Source organism: Streptomyces sp. NPDC056169 (assembly GCF_042268445.1).
Lineage (GTDB): Bacteria > Actinomycetota > Actinomycetes > Streptomycetales > Streptomycetaceae > Streptomyces.
The window spans coordinates 42348-66388 of sequence record NZ_JBHJUO010000006.1; the positions used below are offsets into that span (position 1 = coordinate 42348).

Consider the following 24041-nt stretch of genomic DNA (forward strand, 5'->3'; position numbering starts at 1 on the left):
CCTACGTCGGAGTGACGCGGTGGCTCATTCCTTCTCCCAGCCCGAGTGGATGCGTGACTTCACGTCGTCCGGGGGCAGGAACCTGGACCAGCGCTCGGGGAACTCGGAGGGCATGTCCGGGTCGTCCTCGTCGACGTCATCCGCCTCTGCGCGGACGCGGGCGACGAGCTCGGCGGCCTGGACGGCGCGGGCCCGCTCGTTGGCCTCGCGCGCCGCGGCGGTGGCGACGGAGGGCCAGACGCGGTCGATGGCGGCGTTCACGGCGGCGCCGACGAGGACCGCGAAGGCGGAGATGCCGATCCAGAGGAGGACGGCGATGGGTGCGGCCAGGGAGCCGTAGATGGTCGGGCCCTCGACCTGGCTCGTGAGGTAGATGCGCAGCAGGAAGCTGCCGAGGACCCACATGCCGAGTGCGACGAGCGCGCCGGGGATGTCCTCGATCCACGGCGATCTGACGGGTACGGACACGTGGTAGAGCGTCGTGAGGAAGGCGATGGAGAGCAGGATGACGGCCGGCCAGTACAGGACGGCGACGACCTCCGTACCCCAGGGCACCAGTTCGACGACCCGGTCGGGGCCGACGACCGCGAGGGGCAGCACGACGGCGCCGATGATCAGGGCCACGATGTAGAGCAGGAAGGCCAGGAGCCGCGTCTTGACGATGCCGCGGTGGCCGTCGAGTCCGTACATGACGGTGATGGTGTCGATGAAGACGTTCACCGCGCGCGAGCCGGACCAGAGGGCGATGGCGAAGCCCAGGGAGACCAGTTCGGGACGTTTCCCCTGGGTGACGTCGTCCAGGAGCGGCTTGGCGATGTCGTGGACGCCGCGGTCGGAGAGGACCGTTCCGGCAGCGCGGAGGATGTTCTCCTCGATGCTCGCGACGGTGTCGGTGTTGGTCCAGTCGTCGGCGTAGCCGAGGAGGGCGATCAGGCCGAGGAGCAGGGGCGGCAGCGACAGCAGCGTGAAGAACGCGGCCTCGGCGGCGAGGCCGAGGATCCGGTACTCGATGCACGAGTTGACGGTGTCCTTGACGAGGAGCCACGCCATCTTCCGCTTGGAGACGTTGCGGTAGAGGACGCGCGCCCGGTGGAGCCTGCTCCAGGGCCGCCGCTCGGGCCGTTCGGGTGTTTCGCTTGCTGCCTGCACCTGCTTACCGTATCGGCATGGCAGCGAGCACCCACACCGTGACCAACCAGGCTCCGCCCCTGGTGGGATACGACGTCTTCACGCACGACCGGACGCTGGCGGAGGCGGTCGAGCGGCACGTCGCGCCCGAGGTCCTGGCGGAGGCCCGCGAGGAGCTGAGCCTGCTGGGCAGGGCGACGGGGTCCGAGCAGGTCAGGGAGTGGGGAGAGCTCGCGAACACGTACCCGCCGCGGCTGCGGACCCACGACCGGTACGGGCACCGGATCGACGAGGTCGACTTCCATCCGGCCTGGCACCGGCTGCTCGGCCGGTCGGTGGGGGCCGGGCTGACCGACGCCTGGGGCCGTCCGGGTGGTCATGTGCGGCGGGCCGCCGGGCTTCTGGTGGTGTCGCAGGCCGAGGCGGGGCACGTCTGCCCGCTGTCGATGACGCACGCGTCGGTGCCCGCGCTGCGCGCCGAGCCGGAGCTCGCGGCGGTGTGGGAGCCGGCGGCGACCTCGCACGTGTACGAGCGGGAGCTGCGGCCCGTCGCCGAGAAGGCGGGCGCCCTGCTCGGGATGGCGCTGACGGAGAAGCAGGGCGGCAGCGACGTCCGGGCGAACACGACGGAGGCGCGTCCGCTGGCGGCCGACGGGGAGTACGTCCTGACGGGGCACAAGTGGTTCTGCTCGGCGCCGATGTCGGACGCCTTCCTGGTCCTGGCACAGGCGCCGGCGGGGCTGACCTGCTTCCTGCTCCCCCGGGTCCTCCCCGACGGCTCGCGCAACGCGTTCGCGATCCAGCGGCTGAAGGACAAGCTGGGCAACCGTTCGAACGCCTCCGCCGAGGTGGAGTTCGACGGGACGACCTGGGCGCGCCGGGTCGGCGAGGAGGGGCGCGGGGTCCGGGCGGTCATCGGCATGGTCGCGGCGACGCGGCTCGACTGCGTGGTCGGCTCGGCGGCGCTGATGCGGCAGGCGGTGGCGCAGGCCGTGCACCACTGCGCGTACCGCGAGGCCTTCGGCGGGGTGCTGATCGAGAAGCCGCTCATGCGGAACGTCCTCGCCGATCTGGCCCTGGAGTCGGAGGCGGCCACGGTCCTCGCGATGCGGCTGGCGGCGGCGTACGACGCGGTGGACGCCGATGCCCCCGGGGCGGAGCGGGAGCGGGCCTTGCTCCGTATCACCGTTCCGGTGGCGAAGTACTGGGTGACGAAGCGGTGCACGCCGGTGGTGGCGGAGGCGCTGGAGTGCCTGGGCGGCAACGGGTACGTGGAGGAGTCGGGGCTGCCGCGGCTGCTGCGGGAGTCGCCGCTCAACTCGGTGTGGGAGGGCTCGGGGAACGTCCAGGCCCTCGACGTGCTGCGGGCGCTGCGGACCGAGCCCGCCGCGTTCGACGCCTTCCTGCGGGAGGTGGGGGCGGCGCGGGGCGCCGACCACCGGCTCGACCGGGCGATCCGGGACCTGCTGGTCGAACTGGCCGATCTGGAGGGGGTCGAGGCGCGGGCGCGGCGGCTCGTCGAGCGGATGGCGCTGGTGCTCCAGGCCGCCCTGCTGGTGCGGTGGGCGCCGCCGGAGGTGGCGGACGCGTTCTGCGCGTCGCGGCTCGGCGGGGACGGGGGGTCGACCTTCGGGACGCTGGCGCACACGCTGGACCTGCGGGCGGTGGTGGAGCGGGCGCGGGTGACGGTCTGACACGTCGGACGGCCGGGGCGGGTGACGGTCCGGCACGTCGTACGGCCTGGGCTGGCGGCGTGTCCCGCGCGGGCCTCGGGGAGTTGAGCCGCGCGTACCAGGGGTGGACCCCGGAGGGTCGGCACGCGCGGAGAGCAAAGAGCGGGGGTGGTGCTGCGCCGACACGGCACCACCCGCCGCTCGCACCACCCTCACCCACGGGGCCCGTCGGTCGCCAGAGTTGCAAAGGGTTGCAGGATTACCCGAACCGGGCCGCGCCGGACGGCCCCGAACGGCACCATGGGCAGCGACACTCCGGACATCTGCCCTGTGCAGAACCGATACAGCACCACGGGTGGCTGGGAGAGACCGATGAAGAACACGCAGCTCGACATGAAGCGGCTTGCCGCCATGGACGCGGCCCAGGCCGCCCGGCTGCTGCACCGGGTCCGTGACGAGACCCTCGCGGGCCGTACGCCGCCCATCGCGCCCCGCGCGGTGATCGACGCGTCCTGGCAGCGGATGGCCCGGCTGGGGCTCGACCCCGACCAGGGCACGAGCAGCGTGCTGCTCCAGCGCGACGAGCTGGAGCAGCGGCGCAGGAGCACGCTGCTGTCCGAGGTGATGCAGACGCTCAGCGGCGGACTCGCCGGCATCGCCGACACCTCTCTCCAGATCATGGTGGTCACCGACGAGAGCGGCCGGGTGCTGTGGCGCCAGGGGAACCTCTCGGTGCTGCGCCGGGCGAACGGCATCTGCCTGGAGGAGGGCGCGGCCTGGACCGAGCACGCGACCGGGACGAACGCGGTCGGCACGGCCCTCGCCATGGGCCGGGCGGTCCAGGTGCACTCCGCCGAGCACTACGTGCAGGCGCTGCACAACTGGACCTGCGCCGCCGCGCCCGTGCACGATCCGCGCGACCAGCGGCTCCTGGGGATCCTGGACGTGAGCGGCCCCGCGTCCAGCTTCCATCCGGCGATGCTGGCCCTGGTCGCCTCGGTCGCCCAGCTCGCCGAGGCCGAGATGCGGGAGCGGCACCGGCGGTCGGTCGAGCGGCTGCGGGCGGTGGCCGCGCCGATCCTGTGCCGGGTGGGCGGGCGGGCCGTCGCGGTCGACGTCCACGGCTGGACGGCGGCGGTGACGGGTCTCGCGCCGGTGGACCGGATCCCGCTGCCCAAGTCCTTCCGTGCGGGCCGGGTGTGGCTGCCCTCGCTCGGCGTGTGCGCGGTGGAGCCGCTGCCCGGCGGCTGGCTGCTGCGGGTCGAGGAGGAGGCCCGGCCGGTGGACGCCGGCGCGCCCGCCGCGAGCCGGGTGGTCCTCGACCTGAGCCGGCCGCGGCGCTGGACGGTGGCCGTCTCGGGGGAGGCGGGCAGCTGGCAGCAGGAGCTCAGCCCCCGGCACGCGGAGCTCCTCTACGTCCTGGCGCTGCACCCTGACGGGCGGACGGCGGCGGAGCTGGCGGACGACGTGTTCGGGGACCGTACGAGGACGGTGACCGTACGGGCCGAGATGTCCCGGGTACGCCGGAACCTGGCGGGTGTCCTGGCCCACCGCCCGTACCGCTTCAGCGAGGAGGTCGCGGTGGAGGTCCTCCGCCCGGAACGCCCGACGGACCTGCTCCCCCACTCGACGGCCCCGGCGGTCAGGGCGGCACGGACGGCCAGGGACGCGTAGGCGTTCTCAGGCGCGCGAGACGTCCGGCCCCACGGCCCCGCGTACCGGTGCGTCCCACTCCTTGGACACTCCGCCCACCGGACGGCGGAGAGGGGCGACCCCGGTCGCCTCCCCGCGCGGGCTCGTGATGCGATGAGCCCATGCACATCACGCTCACCACCTGGTCCCTCGAACAGACCGCGCCGTCCGACCTCCTCCCCGCCCGTGCCCCGGAGGGCGACGACGTCACGATCGCCCGGGCCGAGGTGCCCTCGGCGGAGTACAGCCGCTTCCTCTATACGGCGGTCGGTGGCGACATCCGCTGGAACGACCGCCTGGCGCTCACGTACAAGCAGTGGCAGGAGATCGTCGAGAAGCCGGGTGCCGAGATCTGGGTGGCGTACGACCGGGGGACGCCGGCCGGGTACGTGGAACTCGACCCGCAGCCCGACGGTGTCGTGGAGATCGTCTACTTCGGCCTGATCCCGGCCTTCCGGGGGCGCCGGATCGGTGGCCACCTCCTCACCGAGGGAGTGCGGCGCGCCTGGGACCTGGCCGAGCGGTGGCCCGAGCGCGAGGCCACGAAGCGCGTGTGGCTGCACACCTGCTCGCTCGACGGCCCGCACGCGATGGCCAACTACGAGCGGCGCGGCTTCCGGCTCTTCGACACCAAGGTGGAGGAGGTCGAGGAGTCGGAGACCCCCGGCCCCTGGCCCGGCGCCCACGCCTGAGGAACGCGCTGACCATGCGAAAGGGGCCCCCATCGGGGGCCCCTTTCGCGTGACGTACAGCACAGCGTCTCACACAACGAGACATCTACGTCCATATAGCGGACGATGCTGGACTGAGTCCAAAGTCCCGTGACACGCTTCCGTCATGTCTGGAACTGGAACTGCCTTGGTGAGTCGGCGGCACGTCGACCTCGGCCGCATGTCCAGCGCCATCTGTCCGGCGCGCTGAGACCACCAGCACCGCCGCGATATCTCTTCTGCCCGACCCTGCTGCGCACTGACGCGCCACCCTCTGACCTCTGCGCGAGTGTGCAGGTCAGAGCCGCCCTCTCGCAGTCCCGAAGGACAAGACGCCATGGCCGCCACCCCGGAAAACCCCACTCCAGCCGCCGCACGCCGCAAGACCGGGCGCCACCGTGGCGAGGGTCAGTGGGCCGTGGGGCACTTCACCCCGCTGAACGGCAATGAGCAGTTCAAGAAGGACGACGACGGTCTCAATGTGCGGACACGCATTGAGACGGTCTACTCGAAGCGCGGTTTCGACTCCATCGACCCCAACGACCTGCGCGGACGCATGCGCTGGTGGGGCCTCTACACCCAGCGCAAGCAGGGTCTGGACGGCACCAAGACGGGCGTTCTGGAGCCGGAGGAGCTGGATGACGAGTACTTCATGCTCCGGGTCCGCATCGACGGCGGCCGGCTGACCACGCAGCAGCTCCGGGTGATCGGTGAGATCTCCGAGGAGTTCGCACGCGGCACGGCCGACATCACCGACCGGCAGAACGTCCAGTACCACTGGATCCGCATCGAGGACGTCCCCGAGATCTGGAACCGCCTGGAGGCGGTCGGCCTGTCCACCACCGAGGCCTGCGGCGACACCCCGCGTGTCGTCCTCGGCTCGCCCGTGGCCGGGATCGCCGAGAACGAGATCATCGACGGCACGCCCGCCATCGACGAGATCTACCGGCGGATCGTGGGCAACAAGGACTTCTCGAACCTGCCCCGCAAGTTCAAGTCCGCGATCTCCGGTTCGCCGCTGCTCGACGTGGCGCACGAGATCAACGACATCGCCTTCGTCGGCGTGCGTCACCCGGAGCACGGCCCCGGCTTCGACGTGTGGGTCGGCGGCGGTCTGTCCACCAACCCGAAGCTCGGCGTCCGGCTCGGCACCTGGGTCTCGCTCGACGAGGTCCCGGACGTGTACGAGGGCGTCATCTCGATCTTCCGCGACTACGGCTACCGCCGGCTGCGCAACCGCGCCCGCCTGAAGTTCCTCGTCGCCGACTGGGGCCCGGAGAAGTTCCGCCAGGTCCTGGAGGACGAGTACCTGAAGCGCAAGCTCTCGGACGGCCCCGCCCCCGAGCAGCCCGCGGGCCAGTGGCGCGACCACGTCGGCGTCCACCGGCAGAACGACGGCCGGTTCTACGTCGGTTTCGCGCCGCGCGTCGGCCGGGTAGACGGCGCCACCCTGACGAAGATCGCCGAGATCGCCGAGACGCACGGCTCGGGCCGGGTCCGCACCACCGCCGAGCAGAAGATGCTCGTCCTGGACGTCGAGGAGGCGCAGGTCGAGGGGATCGTCTCCGCCCTGGAGTCGCTCGACCTGCGGGTCACCCCCTCGCCGTTCCGGCGCGGCACGATGGCCTGCACCGGCATCGAGTTCTGCAAGCTCGCGATCGTCGAGACGAAGGCCCGCGGCGCCTCGCTCATCGACGAACTGGAGCGCCGGATCCCGGAGTTCGACGAGCCGCTGACGATCAACATCAACGGTTGCCCGAACGCCTGCGCCCGCATCCAGGTCGCGGACATCGGTCTCAAGGGCCAGCTGGTCCTGGACGACGACGGCAACCGCGTCGAGGGCTACCAGGTCCACCTGGGCGGCGCGCTCGGCCTGGAGGCCGGCTTCGGCCGCAAGGTCCGCGGCCTCAAGGTCACCGCGGCCGAGCTCCCGGACTACGTGGAGCGGGTCCTCAAGCGCTTCCAGGCGGAGCGCGAGGACGGCGAGCGCTTCGCGACCTGGACGGCCCGCGCCTCCGAGGAGTCCCTGTCATGAGCGAGCGTGCCGCACCGTTCCACTGCCCCTACTGCGGGGACGAGGACCTGCGTCCGAACGAGCAGGGCCACGGCGCCTGGGAATGCGCCACGTGCAGCCGAGCCTTCCAGTTGAAGTTCCTGGGGCTGCTCGCCCCGGGGACTTCGGGCAACACCCCTGGAAGGGAACAGATATGACGGTCACTCAGATCAGCGAGGACACGACCGACCTGAAGGCGCTCGCCGAGCAGGCCGGCCGCGACCTGGAGGACGCCTCGCCGCTTGAGATCCTCCGGTGGGCCGTGGACACCTTCGGTCCGCGCTTCTGCGTCACCTCCTCCATGGAGGACGCGGTCGTCGCCCACCTCGCCTCGCGGGTCCGGCCCGGCGTGGACGTCGTCTTCCTCGACACGGGCTACCACTTCGAGGAGACCATCGGCACCCGGGACGCCGTCGACGCCGTCATGGACGTCAACGTCATCACCCTGACGCCGCGTCGGACCGTGGCCGAGCAGGACGCCGAGCACGGCGCGAAGCTGCATGACCGCGACCCCGACCTGTGCTGCGCGCTGCGCAAGGTCAAGCCGCTGGAGGAGGGCCTGACCGCGTACAGCGCGTGGGCCACCGGCCTGCGCCGCGACGAGTCCCCGACCCGGGCGAACACCCCGGTCGTCGGCTGGGACGAGAAGCGGCGGAAGGTCAAGGTCTCCCCCATCGCCCGCTGGACGCAGGACGACGTCGACGCGTACGTCATGGAGCACGGGGTCCTCACCAACCCGCTCCTGATGGACGGTTACGCCTCCGTCGGCTGCGCGCCCTGCACCCGCCGCGTCCTGGAGGGCGAGGACGCCCGCGCCGGACGCTGGGCGGGCCGCGCCAAGACCGAGTGCGGGCTGCACGGCTGATGACCCCCACCCCTCAGATCTCCCACACCTCCCAGGAGAACCACGTGACCGGTGCCACCATCTGGCTCACCGGCCTGCCGAGCGCCGGAAAGACCACCATCGCGTACGAGCTGGCCGGCCGCCTCCGCGAGGAGGGCCACCGCGTCGAGATCCTCGACGGCGACGAGATCCGCGAGTTCCTCTCCGCGGGCCTCGGCTTCACCCGCGAGGACCGGCACACCAACGTGCAGCGCATCGGCTTCGTCGCCGAGCTGCTCGCCTCGCAGGGCGTGCAGGTCCTGGTGCCCGTCATCGCCCCGTACGCCGACAGCCGCGAGGCGGTCCGCAAGCGCCACGCGGCCGAGGGCACCGCCTTCGTCGAGGTGCACGTGGCCACCCCCGTCGAGGTCTGCTCGGTCCGCGACGTGAAGGGCCTCTACGCCAAGCAGGCCGCCGGCGAGATCAGCGGCCTGACCGGCGTCGACGACCCGTACGAGGCACCCGAGACGCCCGATCTCCGGATCGAGTCCCAGAACCAGACCGTGCAGGAGTCCGCGGCTCAGCTCCACGCGCTGCTCACCGAGAGGGGTCTGCTGTGACCACCGTCGTCAACGTCCACGAGGCGACCGACAGCCCGTTCGCGCTGTCGCACCTCGACTCCCTGGAGTCGGAGGCCGTCCACATCTTCCGCGAGGTGGCGGGCGAGTTCGAGCGGCCGGTGATCCTCTTCTCCGGCGGCAAGGACTCCATCGTCATGCTGCACCTGGCGCTGAAGGCCTTCGCTCCGGCGCCGGTCCCCTTCACGCTGCTGCACGTCGACACCGGGCACAACTTCCCCGAGGTCCTCGAGTACCGCGACCGCGTCGTCGCCGAGCACGGCCTGCGCCTCCACGTCGCCTCCGTCCAGGAGTACATCGACGCCGGCAAGCTGCGCGAGCGCCCGGACGGCACCCGCAACCCGCTGCAGACCGTCCCGCTGACCGAGGCGATCCAGCAGCACCGCTTCGACGCCGTCTTCGGCGGCGGCCGCCGCGACGAGGAGAAGGCCCGCGCCAAGGAGCGCGTCTTCTCCCTGCGCGACGAGTTCTCCCAGTGGGACCCGCGCCGCCAGCGCCCCGAGCTGTGGCAGCTCTACAACGGCCGCCACGCGCCCGGCGAGCACGTCCGGGTCTTCCCGCTCTCCAACTGGACCGAGCTGGACGTCTGGCAGTACATCGCCCGCGAGGGCATCGAACTGCCGGAGATCTACTTCGCGCACGAGCGCGAGGTCTTCGCCCGCAGCGGCATGTGGCTGACCGCCGGCGAGTGGGGCGGCCCCAAGGACACCGAGACGGTCGAGAAGCGGCTCATCCGCTACCGCACCGTCGGTGACATGTCCTGCACCGGCGCCGTCGACTCCGACGCCACCACGCTCGACGCCGTCATCGCCGAGATCGCCGCCTCCCGCCTCACCGAGCGGGGTGCGACCCGCGCCGACGACAAGATGTCCGAGGCCGCGATGGAAGACCGCAAGCGCGAAGGGTACTTCTAGCCATGACGAGCACGACCGAGCAGTTCGCCGAGTTCGCCGACGTCTCGGCGACCACCCTGCTGCGCTTCGCCACCGCCGGCTCCGTCGACGACGGCAAGTCCACGCTGGTGGGCCGCCTCCTGCACGACTCCAAGTCGGTCCTCACCGACCAGCTGGAGGCCGTCGAGGCCGCGTCCATCAAGCGCGGCCAGGATGCACCCGACCTGGCGCTCCTCACCGACGGTCTGCGGGCCGAGCGGGAGCAGGGCATCACGATCGACGTGGCCTACCGCTACTTCGCCACCGCCCGCCGCCGGTTCATCCTCGCCGACACCCCCGGGCACGTGCAGTACACCCGGAACATGGTGACCGGCGCCTCGACCGCCGAGCTGGCCGTGGTCCTCGTCGACGCCCGCAACGGTGTCGTCGAGCAGACCCGCCGGCACGCGGCCGTCGCCGCCCTGCTCCGCGTCCCGCACGTGGTCCTGGCCGTGAACAAGATGGACCTGGTCGACTACCAGGAGCCCGTCTTCGCCGCGATCGCCGCGGAGTTCACGACGTACGCCTCCGAGCTCGGCGTCCCGGAGATCACCGCGATCCCGATCTCGGCGCTCGCCGGCGACAACGTCGTGGAGCCGTCCGCGAACATGGACTGGTACGGCGGCCCGACGGTCCTGGAGCACCTGGAGACGGTCCCGGTCAGCCACGACCTGACGGCCTGCCACGCGCGCTTCCCGGTCCAGTACGTGATCCGTCCGCAGACCGCCGAGCACCCCGACTACCGGGGATACGCCGGTCAGATCGCGGCCGGCGCCTTCCGGGTCGGCGAGCGGATCACCGTCCTGCCGTCGGGGAAGACGTCCACGATCAGCGGGATCGACGCGCTCGGCGAGTCCGTGGACATCGCCTGGGCCCCGCAGTCGGTCACGATCCGGCTCGCCGACGACATCGACATCTCGCGCGGCGACCTGCTCGCCCCGGTCGGTGACGCCCCGGCGACCAGCCAGGACATCGAGGCGACGGTCTGCCACGTGGCCGACCAGCCGCTCGCCGTCGGCCAGCGGGTGCTGCTCAAGCACACGACCCGCACGGTCAAGGCGATCGTCAAGGAGATCCCCTCGCGGCTCACCCTGGACGATCTCTCCCAGCACCCGAACCCCGGGCAGCTGGTCGCCAACGACATCGGCCGGGTCGTCGTGCGGACGGCCGAGCCGCTCGCGCTCGACGCGTACGTGGACTCGCGCCGCACCGGTTCCTTCCTGCTGATCGACCCGGCGGACGGCACCACGCTCGCGGCGGGCATGGCGGGCGAGTCCTTCGCCACCACCAAGGCCGTCGCGGTCGTCGAGGACGAGGAGGGGTGGGACTTCTGATGTTCCGGGACATCTACGCCACCTTCGCCAAAGAGGGTGGTCGCGTGGGCGGCGGCACCCTCGGCACGGGCCAGGGAGGCGTTGCGCGATGTTGCGCCGCGACCTCCACGCACCGCGTGAGCGGTGCGAGCCGGCTCCACCCTCTTCACCCCGAACGACATAAACGCAGACTTCGCAGAAGTTGACACCGAGGGGACCCATTCCCGTGCCTGCCACCACCCGCACCACCCTGCGCCGCAGCCTCACCGCCGCCACCGTCCTGCCGCTGCTGATCGGCGCGCTCGCCTCCTGCGGCTATGGCTCCGAGGCCAAGAACGACGAGAAGAAGGTGGCCGCCGAGGGCGACAAGCTCTCCGCCGACACCGTACGGCTCGGGTACTTCCCCAATCTCACGCACGCCACCGCGCTCGTCGGTGACCAGGAGGGCCTCCTCCAGAAGGAGCTGGGCGGCACGAAGCTGGTGCCCACCACCTTCAACGCCGGTCCGTCCGAGATCGAGGCGCTCAACGCCGACTCGATCGACATCGGCTTCATCGGCCCCTCGCCGTCGATCAACGGCTACGTCAAGACCAAGGGTTCCAATCTCCGCATCGTCGGCGGCTCGGCCTCCGGCGGCGTGAAGCTCGTGGTGAACCCGGCGAAGATCAAGACCCTGGACGACCTCAAGGGCAAGAAGATCGCCACGCCGCAGCTCGGCAACACGCAGGACGTGGCCTTCCTCAACTGGATCTCCGAGAAGGGCTGGAAGGTCGACGCCCAGAGCGGCAAGGGCGACGTCTCGGTGGTCCGCACGGACAACAAGGTGACCCCGAACGCCTACGCCTCCGGTGCCATCGACGGCGCCTGGGTGCCGGAGCCGACCGCGTCGAAGCTGGTCAGCGAAGGGGCGAAGGTCCTCCTCGACGAGTCCGACCTGTGGCCGGACAAGAAGTTCGTCATCACGAACATCATCGTGTCGCAGAAGTTCCTGAAGGCGCACCCGGACGTCGTCGAGGCCTTCCTGCGCGGCGCGGTGAAGACCAACGAGTGGATCAACGCCAACCCGGACAAGGCGAAGGCCTCGGCCAACGCCAAGCTGAAGGCCCTCTCGGGCAAGGCGCTGGGCGCGAAGGTCATCGACGCCGCGTGGCCGTCCATCCAGTTCACCAACGACCCGCTGGCGGCCACGCTCCAGTCCCAGGCGGACCACGCGGTGAAGGCCGGTCTCCTGAAGCAGCCCGAGCTCACCGGCATCTACGACCTGAAGCCGCTCAACAAGGTCCTGAAGGCCGCCGGTCAGCCCGAGGTCTCCGACGCCGGGCTCGGCGTCAAGTAACCAGGCGTCAGACACCAGTGCAGCAGCCCGAGTTCAGCTTCACCAGGAGGTGACGACCATGGCCACGACCGCGACGCTCGCCAAGGCCGAGGACCGTGCGGCGGTGACCCATGCCGCCCGTATCGAGCATGTCTCCAAGTCCTTCGGCGGACCCTCCGGCGGGCAGCTCGTCCTCGACGACATCTCGCTCGATGTCGCCCCGGGCGAGTTCGTCACCCTCCTGGGCGCCTCGGGCTGCGGCAAGTCCACGCTGCTCAACCTGGTCGCCGGGCTCGACCGGCCGTCCGCGGGGTCCATCGAGACCCCCGGCGGCCGACCGGCCCTGATGTTCCAGGAGCACGCCCTCTTCCCGTGGCTCACCGCGGGCAAGAACATCGAACTGGCCCTGCGGCTGCGCGGGGTGCCCAAGGCCGAGCGGCGCCCGGAGGCCGAGCGGCTGCTCGACCTCGTCCGGCTCGGCGGCTCGTACGGCAAGCGGGTCCACGAGCTGTCCGGCGGCATGCGCCAGCGGGTGGCGCTGGCGCGCGCGCTCGCCCAGGACAGCGACCTGCTCCTGATGGACGAGCCGTTCGCGGCGCTCGACGCCATCACCCGGGACGTGCTGCACGACGAGCTGACCCGGATCTGGCGGGAGACGAAGCTGTCGGTGCTCTTCGTCACCCACAACGTCCGCGAGGCCGTGCGGCTGGCCGAGCGCGTCGTCCTCCTCTCGTCCCGGCCGGGCCGGATCGCCCACGAGTGGACGATCGACATCCCTCAGCCGCGCCGCATCGAGGACTCCGACGTCGCGGAGCTGTCCCTCGAGATCACCGAGCACCTGCGTGGGGAGATCCGCCGTCATGGCCAGCACTGACACCACTCCGAAGACGCCGAAGGCGCAGAAGGCCGACGACATCGCCGGCCTGGAAGCCGGTCTGGACGCCCTGGACAGCGTGCAGATCCGGCGGACCCCGGTCCGTGAGGTCCTCGTCAAGAAGGTGCTCCCGCCGGTCGTCGCCGTCGCGCTGATCCTGGTCGTGTGGCAGCTGCTGGTCTGGGGCAAGGTCACCGACGAGTTCAAGCTCCCCGCCCCGTCCGCGGTGTGGGACAGCCTGACCGAGATGTGGCTGGCGGGCACGCTCCTCGAAGTGCTGTGGACCAGCGTGTCCCGGGCCCTGTTCGGCTTCGTCCTGGCGCTCGCGATCGGCACCCCGCTGGGACTGCTCGTCTCCCGGGTGAAGTTCGTGCGCGCGGCGATCGGCCCGATCCTCTCCGGTCTCCAGTCGCTGCCCTCGGTGGCGTGGGTGGCGCCGGCGGTGCTCTGGCTCGGTCTGAACGACAGCATGATGTACACGGTGATCCTGCTGGGCGCCGTCCCGTCGATCGCCAACGGCCTCGTCGCGGGCGTCGACCAGGTCCCGCCGCTCTACCTGCGGGCCGGCCAGACCCTCGGCGCGACCGGGCTCAAGGGCGCCTGGCACATCGTGATGCCGGCCGCGCTCCCCGGCTACCTCGCCGGCCTCAAGCAGGGCTGGGCGTTCTCCTGGCGTTCGCTGATGGCCGCCGAGATCATCGCCTCCTCGCCGGACCTCGGGCTCGGCCTCGGCCAGCTCCTCGAAAACGGCCGCAACAACATCGACATGGCCGGCATCTTCCTGGCGATCATCCTGATCCTGGTCGTCGGCATCGCCATCGACCTGCTGATCTTCAGCCCGCTGGAGCGTGCGGTGCTGCGCCGCCGCGGCCTCCTGGCGAAGGGCTGAGTCACACCATGAACAGGCCGGTCCTCCTCGTCATCGCCCACGGCAGCCGCGACCCGCGGCACGCGGCGACCGTCCAGGCGCTCGTGCGCCGGGCCGGCGCGCTGCGGCCGGGGCTGCGCGTGGAGACGGCGTTCCTGGACTTCAACCTGCCGTCGGTGACGGGGGTCCTCGACCGGCTCGCCGCCGACGGGGTACGGGACGTGGTGGCGCTGCCGCTGCTGCTCACCCGGGCCTTCCACGCGAAGGCCGACATCCCCGCCGTCCTGCGACAGGCCCCGCGCCGGCTGCGGATCCGCCAGGCGGAGGTCCTCGGACCGTCGCCGCTGCTGATCGCGGCGGTGGAACGGCGGCTGTACGAGGCCGGGCTCACGCCCGGCGACAAGAGCTCGACCGGGGTCGTCCTGGCCTCGGCGGGCTCCACGGACCCGGAGGCGATCGCGGTGATCGCAGAAACGGCGCGGGAGCTGCGGCGCACCGGTTGGTGCTCCGTGCGGCCCGCGTTCGCCTCCGCATCTCTTCCCCTTACGGAGGATGCCGTCCAGGCCCTCCGTACGGACGCGGGCGTCCGCCGGGTGGCCGTCGCCCCGTACGTCATCGCCCCGGGCAGGCTCCCGGACCGGATCGCCGCCGGCGCGGCCGCGGCGGACGTCCTGGCGGACGTCCTCGGCCCCTCCCCCGAGCTGGCCGCCCTGCTCATGGAGCGGTACGACGGCGCGACGGCGCGCGCGACGGACCGCGTGGCCGCCGTCGGCTGACCTCCTGCCGTCTCCTGCCGCCTCCTGCCGCCTCGCGTGACCGAAGGGTCGGTCCGGCGCGTCAGCTCTTCGGGTTCCGGCCGCTGGCCGCGAGGGCCCTGGTGAGAGCGGGGGCGTCGTCGGCGACGGCGACCGGCTCGGCGAAGCCCCCGTACTGGCGGTAGATCTCGGCGTGCTCCTCGACGACCGCGAGGACGAACGCTCCGGTCGTCTCGGGGAGCTCGAACTCCTGCCCTGTCGACCGGGCCAGGTCCCAGCCGTGCAGGGCGAGTTCCTTCACCAGCATCGAGGCGATCGTGGCCGCCGGCATCGCGGCGGACCCGAGGTCCACCTCGCCCTCCCAGGCCTCGGGCCGTTCCCAGGCGGCGAGTGCCCGGTCGAGCTGGGTCGCGTACGCCTCCGCCCACCCGTCCTCCGCGGTGAAGTCGCGCTGCACGGTGTCGTCGGGCAGCTGGGTGCGCAGGGCGCGGTGTTCGAGACCGTGCGCGGAGTAGAGGACGAGGTGGTTCGCGAGCTCGCGGACGGTCCAGTCGGCGCAGACGGAGGGCGCGGCGAGCTGCTCGGCGGTGGCGCCGCGGGCGACGCGGGCGGCCTCGGCGGCGCAGACGGTGAGATGGGCGTGGATGTCGTTCATGTCCTCGACCCTAGGAACCGGCCCGCGGCCCTGTCTTGAATTTTCGCGACACCCGGAGGCGGCGGGTCACGTGTAGTCGAGGCCGCCCGTGCGGGTCCTCTTCAGTTCGAAGAGGTCGGGGTGGACGGCCAGGGCGCGGACGTTGTCGAAGAGGTCGGCGGCCTGCTCGCCGCGCGGGATCGCGCGGAGGACCGGGCCGAACCAGGCGGTGCCGTCGACGTGGAGCGTCGGGGTGCCGACGTACGCGCCGGCTTCGGGGTCCTTGCCCGCGTCGTGGCTGCGGCGGACGGCCTCGTCGTACGCCGGGTCGTGGGCGGCCTCGGCGAGTGCGGCGGGCAGGCCGAGTTCGGTGAGGGATTCGGCGACGACGGCGCCGAAGTCCTTCTGCTTCTTCTCGTGGATGCGGGTGCCGTACGCGGTGTAGAGCGGGCGGAGGATCTCCTCGCCGTGCTGCTCGGCGGCGGCCGCCGCCACGCGGACCGGGCCGATGGAGGCGTCGACGAGCTCGCGGTACCAGTCGGGCAGGGTGTTGCCCTCGTTGTGGAAGTACAGGCTCATGACCTTGAAGCGGAGGTCGATCGGCCGGTGGCGTTCGACCTCCAGGATCCAGCGGGAGGTGATCCAGGCGAAGGGGCAGGCGGGGTCGAAGTAGAAGTCGACGGTGGTGCGGGGCCGGGTGGTGGTCGCTGCGCTCGTCATGCGATCGAATCTAGCCAGCGGATGGCCCGTCATCCTGGGCCAATCCGCGGTCGGCAGGGTGGGCCACTTGGCCGTCAGTCCTCGTGGGTCATCTCGACGAGCTTGACCACCGTGTTCCAGTTCCGGGCCGTCGTCACGAGTCCCTTGACCACGGACGGGCGGGTGACCACGGCGGCCAGCCTGGACGTCCCGAGTCCCACGGGGACGTAGAGGTAGAGCACGCGGTCGCCGAGGAGGAACTCCTCCGGCAGGAACGCCTTCCGGTCGATCGCGGCGAAGCGTTCTTCCTCGACGGGGCCGGAGCAGTAGATCGCGTGGAGCTGCTTGCCCTCCAGCTCGGCGGCCGGGAAGGGGCAGGCCTCGGCGACGGCCGCGAGGTAGTCGCCGTCGCGGACGAGGCAGTCCACGCGGAAGCCGAAGCGGGCCTCGATCGCGTCCTCCAGCTCGGCGTTGAGCTCGTCCTCGGTGGCGGGCCTGTCCGTGGTGAAGACGGCGTTCCCGCTCTGGAGGTACGTGCGGACGTTCCGGTGGCCGAGGCCTTCGAGGACGGAACGGAGCTCCGCCATGGGGACCTTGCGGTGACCGCTCACATTGATGCCGCGGAGCAGGGCCGCGTATGTCGTCGCCATGGGTTCAGCTTAGGGCGGCCACCGCGCCTCGTGGGGGGCGGCACGGTGGCCGGTTCGAACACTCGCCGATGGGAGCGATCCTGGAGAAGACCCGTCACCCATCTGTGACTTATTCAACAAGGTTTCGTAATGACGAATCCATCATTTGCGCTGATAGCGGGCGAGGACCCGGTTGCCGTCCTCCACCAGCCGCCGGCGCAGCTCGGCGCCGTCGATGGCGCCGCTGTAGTACTCCTGGAAGGCCGGGGTCGCCACCTTGTCCTTCCATTCCGGATATCCGCGCACTCCTTGCGCGGGGGCCGGCCGCAGCCGCTCGGCGACCTCGGCGCCGGTCGCCCAGCCGTCCCGGGCGGTGTGCAGGGAGGGGTCGGCGAGCGCGGCCGTGCCGGTGGGCAGCATCCAGTCGCCGCGGGCGAGCCGCACCATGTTCTCCGGGCGCAGGAAGAAGTCGAGGAACGCCGCCGCCTCCTTCTTGTACGGGCTGGCCTCGGCGATCGACAGGGTCTGCGGGGAGACGCCCTGGGCGAGCCCCTCGCTCCCGGCGGGGGCGGGCAGCACCGTCCACGCGAAGTCCTCGGGCGCCTGCTGGGCGATCTGCTGCCGGTAGGCGAAGCCCAGCGGGACCATGGCGTATTTCCCGGCGAAGAAGCCGGGCAGGGTGTCGGATCCGCCGCTGCCGAGCGTGGTGCGCGGGGCGGTGCGGTCGACGACGACCTGGTCGTGGACGGTGCCGGTGACGACGGCGTCGGCCTCGGTGAAGTCGACGGTGACCCGGCCGTCCGCGTCCCGGTGGAAGAGGCTGCCGCCGGCCGAGACGCCGAGGTTGAGGCTGACGGAGACGGGCTCCTTGAGCGGCCAGGCGACGGCGTACCGGCCGGGGCCCATGGCGGTGGTGAGGTCCCGGGCGATCTGCCGGAACTCGGTCCACGTCCAGGGCTTCTCGGGGGTGGGGACGCGGACGCCGGAGGACTCCAGGATCTTCCGGTTGGCGATGATCACGCGCGGTTCCTGGAGGAAGGGGACGCCGTAGATCCCCTCGCCGAAGGTGGTGGTCTCCCAGCTGCGGGCGGGGATGTCGGCGCGCAGCCGTTCGGGCAGCAGCGGGCGCAGGTCGGCGAGGTCGCCGCCGTAGGCGAAGTCGCCGAGGTCGTCGGCGGCGTCGTGGATGATGTCGGGCGCCTCGCCGCCCTCGAAGGAGGTGAGGAGCTGGTCGTGGACGGAGTCCCAGCTGCCCTGGACGTAGTCGACCTGGACGTCGGGGTGGGTGGCGTTCCACTCCGCCACGAGCTGCTTGTTGGCGTCGACGGACTCCTTCTGCCAGGCGAGGGACTGGAAGCGGAGGCGTACGACGCCGTCGTCGGGCCGCTCGTCGCCGCCGGCGCAGCCGGTGAGGAGCAGGGCGAGCGCGGCGGTGAGGGCGGTGAGGAGCCGTCGTCTCATGACTTCACCGCCCCGGTCAGCATGCCGCCGGTGATGCGGCGTTGGAGGACGGCGAAGACGACGAGGGAGGGCAGGGTGGCGAGGAAGGCCGCGGCGGCCAGCGGGCCGAGGTCGGCGACGCCCTCGGCGCCGAGGAAGTGGGTGAGGACGACCGGCAGGGTCTGCTTCTCGGGGGTCTTGAGCAGGACGAGCGCGAAGAAGAACTCGTTCCAGGCGGTGACGAAGGCGAAGAGGGCGGTGGCGACGATGCCGGGGACGAGCAGCGGGGCGGTGACGGAGACGAGGGTACGGATCCTCCCGGCGCCGTCGACGGCCGCCGCCTCCTCCAGTTCGGCCGGTACGGCCCTGACGTACCCCATGAGCATCCAGAGCGCGAAGGGCAGCGACCAGACGACGTAGACCATGACGAGGCCGAGGACGCTGTTGACGAGGTGCAGGTTCTTGAGGACCAGGAAGAGCGGGATGATCACCAGGACGAAGGGGAAGGCCTGGCTGATCACGACCCAGCCGGTGGCGGCCGTGGCGAGCCGGCCCCGGTGGCGGGCGGTCACGTAGGCGAGCGGGGTCGCGACGGCGACCGCGACGAGGGCCGCGGCGAGGGCGGCGACGAGGCTGTTCCCGGCCGCCCTGAGCAGCGGCTGCTCCTCGAAGGCCTGCCGGAAGTTGGCGAGTGTCGGCTCCTCCGGGATCCAGGTGGGGTGGAGCGAGGCCAGCTCGGGGGCGGGCTTGAAGGCGGTGGAGATCAGCCAGAGGAAGGGGAAGGCGAGGAAGACCAGGTAGGCGAGGAGGGCGAGGTACTGGCCGATCCGCGCGGGTCTGCTCGTCCGGAGGGCGCTCACCGGTCCTGGTCCCCTTTCAGCCGGCGTACGAGGGAGAAGGCGATGAGCACCGAGACGGCGGCGACCAGGACGCAGCCCATCGCGGCGGCGTAGCCGAACTGTCCGTAGCGGAAGGCCTCTTCGTAGGCGAAGAGCATGGGGAGCCGGGTGCGGCCGCCGGGTCCGCCGTTGGTCAGGACGTAGACCAGGGCGAAGGAGTTGAGGTTCCAGATGAGGTTGAGCGCGGTGATGGCGAGGGCCACGGGTCTCAGCGCGGGCCAGGTGACGGCGCGGAAGCGGCGCCAGGCGCCGGCGCCGTCGAGGGCGGCGGCCTCGTGGAGTTCGCGCGGGGTGTTCTGGAGTCCGGCGAGCAGGGCGACGGTGGTCTGCGGCATGCCGGCCCAGACGCCGACGACGATGACGGCGGGGAGGGCGGTGGCGAGCCCGGAGAGCCAGTCGTGGCCCTGGCCGAGGCCGAGGTCGCGGAGGGTCTCGTTGAGGATGCCCGCGTCGGGGTTGTAGACGAGGCGCCACATGATGCCGACGACGACCTCGGGCATCGCCCAGGGGACGATCGCGAGCGCCCGCGCCAGCCAGCGGAAGCGGAGCTTCTCGTTGAGGAGGAGGGCGAGGCCGAGGGCCAGGAGGAACTGGGGGACGGTCACCCCGACGGCCCAGATCAGGCCGATGCGGAAGGAGTCCCAGAAGAGGGTGTCGTGGAGGAGGTCCTGGAAGTTGAGGGTGCCGACCCACGAGGTGGCCTGGGTGCGGCCGGACTGGGCGTCGGTGAAGGCGAGCGCGATGCCGTAGAGGAGCGGGCCGACGCTGAGGACGAGGATCGGCAGGAGCGCCGGGAGGACCAGGAACCAGGCGCCGACGTCGGGACCCCGGGGTCGTGCCTGGCGGACGGTCCGCGGTGTCCGCGTCCCGCCCGGCCGCCGCTTCGTCGCGGTCGCCGAGCTCATCGATCCGACCCCCGTCTGCCCGATGCCGCCGCCGGTGGGAACCCCGTCATGGTCCTGACGGGTCGTGGGGCCGTCAAGGCGGCCTGCGCGGTGGTGAGGGCCGAGTGCGAGACTTTGGCTCAAACGCACAGGTAGGGAGAGGTCGATGGACGAGGCGCGGGCGCGGGAGATCCTGGCCGCGGCGGGGCTGCCGGTCGCGGAGGCGCGGCTGCTGGCCCTCGGGGAGAACGCGGTCTTCGCCGTGGGCGACCTGGTGGTGAAGGTCGGCAGGGACGCCGAGCTGTTCGAGCGGGCCGAGCGGGAGGTGGCCCTGGCCGGCTGGCTCGCCGGGGCGGGGGTCCCGGCTCCGCGGGCCGCCGAGGAGAAGCCGCGGCTCGTCGACGGGCACCCGGTCACCTTCTGGCACCGGCTGCCCGATGCGGTCCGGCCCGCGGAGCCCCGCGATCTGGCCCCGCTGCTGCGGGCGGTGCACGCGCTGCCCGAGCCGGCGGGGTTCGCGCTCCCCCGGCGTGAGCTGCTGGGCGGGGTCGAGCGGTGGCTGCGGCTGGCGGGCGAGGCGATCGATCCGGCGGACGCGGCCTTCCTCCGGGAGCGGCGTGACGCCTTCGCCCCGGCGGCCGCCGCGCTCACCCCGTATCTGACGCCGGGCCCGATCCACGGCGACGCCCTCCCCCGGAACGTGCTCGTCGGCCCGGACGGCCCGGTCCTGATGGACCTGGAGACCTTCTCGTCCGATCTGCGCGAGCACGACCTCGTGGTGCTCGCGCTCTCCCGGGACCGCTACGGTCTCGACCCGGCCGCCTACGACGCCTTCACCGAGGCGTACGGGTGGGACGTCCGGGAGTGGGAGGGGTGCGCCGTGCTGCGGGGCGCTCGGGAGACCGCGAGCTGCGCGTGGGTGGCGCAGCACGCGCCGGCGAACCCGAAGGCGCTGGCCGAATTCGAGCGTCGGGTCGCCTCGCTGCGGGACGGCGACCCCGAGGTCCGCTGGTACCCGTTCTGACATCATGTCCGGCGTCGAACCGGCCGTCGGGAAGGGAGTGTTGTGATGCGGGTGGAACTGTCGGACGTCACGCTGGACGTCGAGGTGAGTGGCGATGGGCCGACGGTGCTGCTGGTGCACGGCTTCCCGGACAGCCACGCCTTGTGGCGCCACCAGGTCCCGGCCCTGACCGCGGCCGGGTACCGGTGCGTCGTCCCGACCCTGCGGGGCTTCGGCGCCTCGGACCGGCCCGAGGGGGGCGCGGAGGCCTGTCACCCGATCAAGCACGTGGGCGACCTGCTGGAGCTGCTGGGCCGGCTCGACGTCGACCGGTTCCACGCGGTCGGCCACGACTGGGGCTCGGGCGTGGTGCAGGGGATCGCGCAGACCGTGCCCGACCGCGTGACCAGCCTGACGCTCATGTCGGTGGGCAGCATCGCGGCGATCCTCGGCGCCGGCTGGGAGCAGCGGCAGCGCCTGTGGCACCTGACGATGTTCCAGCACGAGGGCCTCGCCGAGGAGTGGCTCTCCCGGGAGGACTTCGCGAATCTGCGCGACATGCTCTCCGACCACCCCGAGGCGGAAACGGTCCTGGAGCCGCTGCGCCTTCCGGGCGCACTGACCGCCGCTCTGAACATCTACCGGTCGGGGCTGCCGATCGAGGCCCAGCTGACCCCGCTGCCGGCGCTCCCGCCGCTCTCCGTCCCGGTCATGGGCGTCTGGTCCACCGGCGACCGCTTCCTCACCGAGCGGCAGATGGTGGACACCGGCGAGCACGTCACCGGTCCCTGGCGCTACGAACGCGTGGCGGACGCGGGCCACTGGTTCCCGCTCGACCGGCCGGAGAAGGTGAACGAACTCCTGCTGGCCTTCCTCAAGGACAACGGCTAGGAGCGGGCGAATACCGCCGGGCGCAGGGGCCAGGTGGACTCGACGACTGCTTCCGGGTCTCCCTTGCGGCGCAGGAAGGCCTGGAAGTCCTCGGCCCAGACGCGGTACCAGGCGATCTGACGCTCGTGGAGCTCGGCCGGGTCCAGCTCGGCCACCTGCCGGTGCCGCTCGGCTATCGCGACGGCGACCCGGACGGCGGCGAGCGCGTCGGCCGCGGCCTGGTGGGCGGCTTCGAGGACCACGCCGTACTCCCCGCAGACCGCTTCCAGGGTCCGCTTGCCGCGCCGGTAGCGGTCGACCGCCCGGTCGATCGTGTACGGGTCGACGACCGGGCCGATGCCGACGCCGCCGAGCCGCTCGCTCAGCGAGGGCAGCCCGTGGCGGCGCAGCTCGGCGGAGAGGAGCGTGAGGTCGAAGGAGGCGTTGTACGCGACGATCGGGACGCCGTCCTCCCAGTACGCGGCGAGGGTCTGCGCGATCTCGTCGGCCACCTCGCGCACCGGCCGGCCCTCGGCCGCCGCGCGCTCGGTGCTGATGCCGTGGATCGCGGAGGCCTGTTCCGGGATGCGGATGCCCGGGTCGGCGAGCCAGTCCCGCCGTCGTACGACGTGTCCCCCGCCGTCGACCTCGATGATCGAGGCCGTGACGATACGGGCCTCCAGCGGATCGGTGCCGGTCGTCTCCAGGTCGAAGCCGACCAGCGTGTCGCCGTGCCAGGCCATCGGGTCCTCCTTACGTGATCTCCCCCGTGGTGGTGACCACCCTCGCACGCACCACTGACAACGCCCTCGGGCGGAGGTCAGGAGACGGGGCGGGAGTCGAGCCAGACCGACTCGAACTCCTCCCGGTATGTCTCGAAAAGTCCGTGTTCGCCGTCGCCGCCCTGCTGGCCGTGGCGCACCACACTCCGGCCGCCGCCGCGCAGGACGAGGACCGGGGCCTCCATGCCGCGGGCCTTGCGCAGATAGGACTGCACGACGCCCACCCCGTCCGGGCCGTCGCCGTCCACCAGGTACGCGGTGAAGCGGGGGGTCTCGTCGAAGACGTGGATCTGGAAGGCGCCCGGGTCGCGCAGCTTGGAGCGCACCCGGCGCATGTGCAGGATGTTCATCTCGACGGAGCGGCTGAGCTCGCCCTTCTTGAGGCCGAGTTCCCGCTCGCGCCGCTTGACGGCGCTGCTCGCCGGGTTGAGGAAGAGCAGCCGCGTCCGGCAGCCGGACTCCGCGAGCCGGACCATGCGGCGCCCGGAGAAGTTCTGCACGAGGAGGTTCAGGCCTATGCCGGTGGCGTCGAGGCGCCGGGCCCCGCCGAAGAGGTCCTCGGCGGGCAGCTGCCGCTGGAGCCGCACCCGGTCGGGGTGGACGGAGACCACGTCCGCGTACCGGTCGCCGACGAGGTCCTCGACCGCGTCCACGGGCAGCCGGTCGGCGGAGGGCACGCCGGCCCCGCTGCCGAGGATCTCCAGGAGCCGCGCCGACGCCCGCTCGGACTGGGCGAGGACGGTCAGCGACAGCGCCCGGTTGCGGGAGACGACGTTGCGCGTGACCTCCAGCTCGTCCAGGGCGAGTTCGACCTCGCGCCGGTCGTCGAAGTAGGGCTCGAAGCAGGGCCAGTGCTGCACCATCAGCTCGCGCAGCTGCGGCAGGGTGAGGAAGCTCAGCACGTTGTCGTCGGCCGGGTCGAGCAGATAGCCCTTGCGGCGCGAGACCTCGCGCACGGCGACGGCCCGCTGCACCCACTCCTGACCGGCGGGGCCGGCCGCGGCCACGACCCACTCCTCGCCGTGCACGGGTTCGTACACGGGCCGGAGGACGGCCGCGACCACGGCCCGCAGCCGCTGTTCGACCAGGTTCAGCCAGATGTAGGCGCGCCCGGCGCGCTGGGCGCGGGTGCGCACCTCGCCCCAGGCCTCGGCGCCCCAGTCGAGCTCCGCGCCGATCTCCACGGGCCGGGTGACGGTGACCGTCCCGGGCGGGACCGCCGCGCCGGGCGGGACGACCGCTCCGGGCGGCAGGTCGGCGGCGTCGGTCGGGCCCCCCTCGTGACCCGCGTCACCTGGGGGCAGCTCCAGACCTCCCGAGCTCACCCGCGCACCGCCTTCTGCTCCTGGAAGCCCGTTTCGACCACTCCGACAACGATCAAGGAAGGGTACTCCGCGAGCGGGAGGCGGTGCAGCAGGATCGTCAGG

Annotated in this window: 25 protein-coding genes; 16 read left to right on the forward strand and 9 right to left on the reverse strand. The window is 71.9% G+C overall.

Annotated elements, in window-relative coordinates:
- Positions 1-24: 24 nt before the first annotated feature.
- Complete coding sequence (locus tag ACFC0G_RS11060) at positions 25-1149, reverse strand: YihY/virulence factor BrkB family protein (RefSeq protein ID WP_376400640.1); 1125 nt, start codon at positions 1147-1149, stop codon at positions 25-27.
- Between the two features lie 17 nt (positions 1150-1166).
- On the opposite strand from ACFC0G_RS11060, the gene ACFC0G_RS11065 reads away from it, so the two are divergent.
- The 14 genes from ACFC0G_RS11065 (at position 1167) to ACFC0G_RS11130 (ending at position 14795) form a co-directional block, all read left to right on the forward strand.
- Positions 1167-2822 (forward strand): acyl-CoA dehydrogenase family protein, encoded by a 1656-nt coding sequence (locus tag ACFC0G_RS11065; RefSeq protein WP_376400643.1) that lies wholly within the window; start codon positions 1167-1169, stop codon positions 2820-2822.
- A gap of 351 nt (positions 2823-3173) precedes the next feature.
- A complete protein-coding gene (locus tag ACFC0G_RS11070) occupies positions 3174-4475 on the forward strand; it encodes a GAF domain-containing protein (protein ID WP_376400646.1) in 1302 nt (433 codons plus the stop codon).
- A gap of 140 nt (positions 4476-4615) precedes the next feature.
- Complete coding sequence (locus ACFC0G_RS11075; protein ID WP_376400649.1) at positions 4616-5185, forward strand: GNAT family N-acetyltransferase; 570 nt, start codon at positions 4616-4618, stop codon at positions 5183-5185.
- A gap of 145 nt (positions 5186-5330) precedes the next feature.
- Entirely contained in the window at positions 5331-5414 is an 84-nt protein-coding gene (locus tag ACFC0G_RS11080) for a putative leader peptide (RefSeq protein WP_312846743.1), read from the forward strand.
- 126 nt (positions 5415-5540) lie between these two features.
- The gene (locus ACFC0G_RS11085; protein ID WP_376400652.1) at positions 5541-7238 is read left to right on the forward strand and encodes a nitrite/sulfite reductase; all 1698 of its coding nucleotides are present in this window, start codon (positions 5541-5543) and stop codon (positions 7236-7238) included.
- Positions 7235-7414, forward strand: coding sequence for a hypothetical protein (locus tag ACFC0G_RS11090; RefSeq protein WP_376400655.1), 180 nt, complete (start codon positions 7235-7237; stop codon positions 7412-7414). Before ACFC0G_RS11085 ends, ACFC0G_RS11090 begins: the two co-directional genes overlap by 4 nt.
- On the forward strand, positions 7411-8121 hold the full coding sequence (locus ACFC0G_RS11095; RefSeq protein ID WP_376400658.1) for a phosphoadenylyl-sulfate reductase: 711 nt from the start codon (positions 7411-7413) through the stop codon (positions 8119-8121). The genes ACFC0G_RS11090 and ACFC0G_RS11095 overlap by 4 nt, the downstream gene beginning before the upstream one ends.
- The gene (gene cysC, locus ACFC0G_RS11100; RefSeq protein WP_376400661.1) at positions 8121-8699 is read left to right on the forward strand and encodes an adenylyl-sulfate kinase; all 579 of its coding nucleotides are present in this window, start codon (positions 8121-8123) and stop codon (positions 8697-8699) included. The genes ACFC0G_RS11095 and cysC overlap by 1 nt, the downstream gene beginning before the upstream one ends.
- Positions 8696-9631, forward strand: a complete 936-nt coding sequence (gene cysD / locus ACFC0G_RS11105; RefSeq protein WP_056647856.1) for a sulfate adenylyltransferase subunit CysD — start codon at positions 8696-8698, stop codon at positions 9629-9631. Before cysC ends, cysD begins: the two co-directional genes overlap by 4 nt.
- 2 nt (positions 9632-9633) lie before the next feature.
- Positions 9634-10983 carry a sulfate adenylyltransferase subunit 1 gene (locus ACFC0G_RS11110; protein WP_376400665.1) on the forward strand — a complete coding sequence of 450 codons (1350 nt, stop codon included), beginning with the start codon at positions 9634-9636 and terminating at the stop codon, positions 10981-10983.
- A 205-nt stretch (positions 10984-11188) separates the two neighbouring features.
- Positions 11189-12298 (forward strand): aliphatic sulfonate ABC transporter substrate-binding protein, encoded by a 1110-nt coding sequence (locus tag ACFC0G_RS11115; RefSeq protein WP_376400668.1) that lies wholly within the window; start codon positions 11189-11191, stop codon positions 12296-12298.
- Positions 12299-12356: 58 nt separating this feature from the next.
- Positions 12357-13151, forward strand: coding sequence for an ABC transporter ATP-binding protein (locus ACFC0G_RS11120; protein ID WP_376400671.1), 795 nt, complete (start codon positions 12357-12359; stop codon positions 13149-13151).
- A complete protein-coding gene (locus ACFC0G_RS11125; protein WP_376400674.1) occupies positions 13138-14040 on the forward strand; it encodes an ABC transporter permease in 903 nt (300 codons plus the stop codon). Before ACFC0G_RS11120 ends, ACFC0G_RS11125 begins: the two co-directional genes overlap by 14 nt.
- An 8-nt stretch (positions 14041-14048) precedes the next feature.
- Positions 14049-14795, forward strand: a complete 747-nt coding sequence (locus tag ACFC0G_RS11130) for a sirohydrochlorin chelatase (RefSeq protein WP_376400677.1) — start codon at positions 14049-14051, stop codon at positions 14793-14795.
- Between the two features lie 61 nt (positions 14796-14856).
- Here ACFC0G_RS11130 and ACFC0G_RS11135 read toward each other — a convergent pair whose 3' ends face one another.
- The 6 genes from ACFC0G_RS11135 to ACFC0G_RS11160 all read right to left on the reverse strand — a co-directional run bounded on the left by ACFC0G_RS11135 (position 14857) and on the right by ACFC0G_RS11160 (position 19980).
- On the reverse strand, positions 14857-15429 hold the full coding sequence (locus ACFC0G_RS11135; protein WP_376400679.1) for a TIGR03086 family metal-binding protein: 573 nt from the start codon (positions 15427-15429) through the stop codon (positions 14857-14859).
- A 66-nt stretch (positions 15430-15495) separates the two neighbouring features.
- Positions 15496-16128, reverse strand: a complete 633-nt coding sequence (locus ACFC0G_RS11140; RefSeq protein ID WP_376400682.1) for a DsbA family protein — start codon at positions 16126-16128, stop codon at positions 15496-15498.
- A gap of 74 nt (positions 16129-16202) precedes the next feature.
- Positions 16203-16757 carry a DUF1697 domain-containing protein gene (locus ACFC0G_RS11145; RefSeq protein WP_376400685.1) on the reverse strand — a complete coding sequence of 185 codons (555 nt, stop codon included), beginning with the start codon at positions 16755-16757 and terminating at the stop codon, positions 16203-16205.
- 141 nt (positions 16758-16898) lie between these two features.
- Complete coding sequence (locus ACFC0G_RS11150) at positions 16899-18197, reverse strand: ABC transporter substrate-binding protein (RefSeq protein WP_376400688.1); 1299 nt, start codon at positions 18195-18197, stop codon at positions 16899-16901.
- Positions 18194-19036, reverse strand: coding sequence for a carbohydrate ABC transporter permease (locus tag ACFC0G_RS11155; protein WP_376400692.1), 843 nt, complete (start codon positions 19034-19036; stop codon positions 18194-18196). Before ACFC0G_RS11155 ends, ACFC0G_RS11150 begins: the two co-directional genes overlap by 4 nt.
- Entirely contained in the window at positions 19033-19980 is a 948-nt protein-coding gene (locus ACFC0G_RS11160; RefSeq protein ID WP_376400695.1) for a carbohydrate ABC transporter permease, read from the reverse strand. The genes ACFC0G_RS11155 and ACFC0G_RS11160 overlap by 4 nt, the downstream gene beginning before the upstream one ends.
- Positions 19981-20125: 145 nt before the next feature.
- On the opposite strand from ACFC0G_RS11160, the gene ACFC0G_RS11165 reads away from it, so the two are divergent.
- A complete protein-coding gene (locus ACFC0G_RS11165; RefSeq protein WP_376400698.1) occupies positions 20126-20983 on the forward strand; it encodes a phosphotransferase enzyme family protein in 858 nt (285 codons plus the stop codon).
- Positions 20984-21028: 45 nt separating this feature from the next.
- Positions 21029-21853, forward strand: coding sequence for an alpha/beta fold hydrolase (locus tag ACFC0G_RS11170; RefSeq protein ID WP_376400701.1), 825 nt, complete (start codon positions 21029-21031; stop codon positions 21851-21853).
- Here the strand turns inward: ACFC0G_RS11170 and ACFC0G_RS11175 are convergent.
- Together ACFC0G_RS11175 and ACFC0G_RS11180 are read right to left on the reverse strand one after the other, a co-directional pair.
- The gene (locus tag ACFC0G_RS11175; RefSeq protein ID WP_376400704.1) at positions 21850-22575 is read right to left on the reverse strand and encodes a 3'-5' exonuclease; all 726 of its coding nucleotides are present in this window, start codon (positions 22573-22575) and stop codon (positions 21850-21852) included. The two genes, ACFC0G_RS11170 and ACFC0G_RS11175, sit on opposite strands and share 4 nt — an antisense overlap.
- Positions 22576-22652: 77 nt before the next feature.
- A complete protein-coding gene (locus ACFC0G_RS11180) occupies positions 22653-23939 on the reverse strand; it encodes an SAV2148 family HEPN domain-containing protein (protein WP_376400707.1) in 1287 nt (428 codons plus the stop codon).
- Positions 23940-24041: the final 102 nt, after the last annotated feature.

Coding starts and splice junctions, on each gene's coding strand:
- ACFC0G_RS11065 (WP_376400643.1), top strand. CDS start 1,167: ATGGCAGCGAGCACCCACACCGTGACCAACCAGGCTCCGCCCCTGGTG.
- ACFC0G_RS11070 (WP_376400646.1), top strand. CDS start 3,174: ATGAAGAACACGCAGCTCGACATGAAGCGGCTTGCCGCCATGGACGCG.
- ACFC0G_RS11075 (WP_376400649.1), top strand. CDS start 4,616: ATGCACATCACGCTCACCACCTGGTCCCTCGAACAGACCGCGCCGTCC.
- ACFC0G_RS11080 (WP_312846743.1), top strand. CDS start 5,331: ATGTCTGGAACTGGAACTGCCTTGGTGAGTCGGCGGCACGTCGACCTC.
- ACFC0G_RS11085 (WP_376400652.1), top strand. CDS start 5,541: ATGGCCGCCACCCCGGAAAACCCCACTCCAGCCGCCGCACGCCGCAAG.
- ACFC0G_RS11090 (WP_376400655.1), top strand. CDS start 7,235: ATGAGCGAGCGTGCCGCACCGTTCCACTGCCCCTACTGCGGGGACGAG.
- ACFC0G_RS11095 (WP_376400658.1), top strand. CDS start 7,411: ATGACGGTCACTCAGATCAGCGAGGACACGACCGACCTGAAGGCGCTC.
- cysC (WP_376400661.1), top strand. CDS start 8,121: ATGACCCCCACCCCTCAGATCTCCCACACCTCCCAGGAGAACCACGTG.
- ACFC0G_RS11110 (WP_376400665.1), top strand. CDS start 9,634: ATGACGAGCACGACCGAGCAGTTCGCCGAGTTCGCCGACGTCTCGGCG.
- ACFC0G_RS11120 (WP_376400671.1), top strand. CDS start 12,357: ATGGCCACGACCGCGACGCTCGCCAAGGCCGAGGACCGTGCGGCGGTG.
- ACFC0G_RS11125 (WP_376400674.1), top strand. CDS start 13,138: ATGGCCAGCACTGACACCACTCCGAAGACGCCGAAGGCGCAGAAGGCC.
- ACFC0G_RS11130 (WP_376400677.1), top strand. CDS start 14,049: ATGAACAGGCCGGTCCTCCTCGTCATCGCCCACGGCAGCCGCGACCCG.
- ACFC0G_RS11135 (WP_376400679.1), bottom strand. CDS start 15,429: ATGAACGACATCCACGCCCATCTCACCGTCTGCGCCGCCGAGGCCGCC.
- ACFC0G_RS11140 (WP_376400682.1), bottom strand. CDS start 16,128: ATGACGAGCGCAGCGACCACCACCCGGCCCCGCACCACCGTCGACTTC.
- ACFC0G_RS11145 (WP_376400685.1), bottom strand. CDS start 16,757: ATGGCGACGACATACGCGGCCCTGCTCCGCGGCATCAATGTGAGCGGT.
- ACFC0G_RS11150 (WP_376400688.1), bottom strand. CDS start 18,197: ATGAGACGACGGCTCCTCACCGCCCTCACCGCCGCGCTCGCCCTGCTC.
- ACFC0G_RS11160 (WP_376400695.1), bottom strand. CDS start 19,980: ATGAGCTCGGCGACCGCGACGAAGCGGCGGCCGGGCGGGACGCGGACA.
- ACFC0G_RS11165 (WP_376400698.1), top strand. CDS start 20,126: ATGGACGAGGCGCGGGCGCGGGAGATCCTGGCCGCGGCGGGGCTGCCG.
- ACFC0G_RS11170 (WP_376400701.1), top strand. CDS start 21,029: ATGCGGGTGGAACTGTCGGACGTCACGCTGGACGTCGAGGTGAGTGGC.
- ACFC0G_RS11175 (WP_376400704.1), bottom strand. CDS start 22,575: ATGGCCTGGCACGGCGACACGCTGGTCGGCTTCGACCTGGAGACGACC.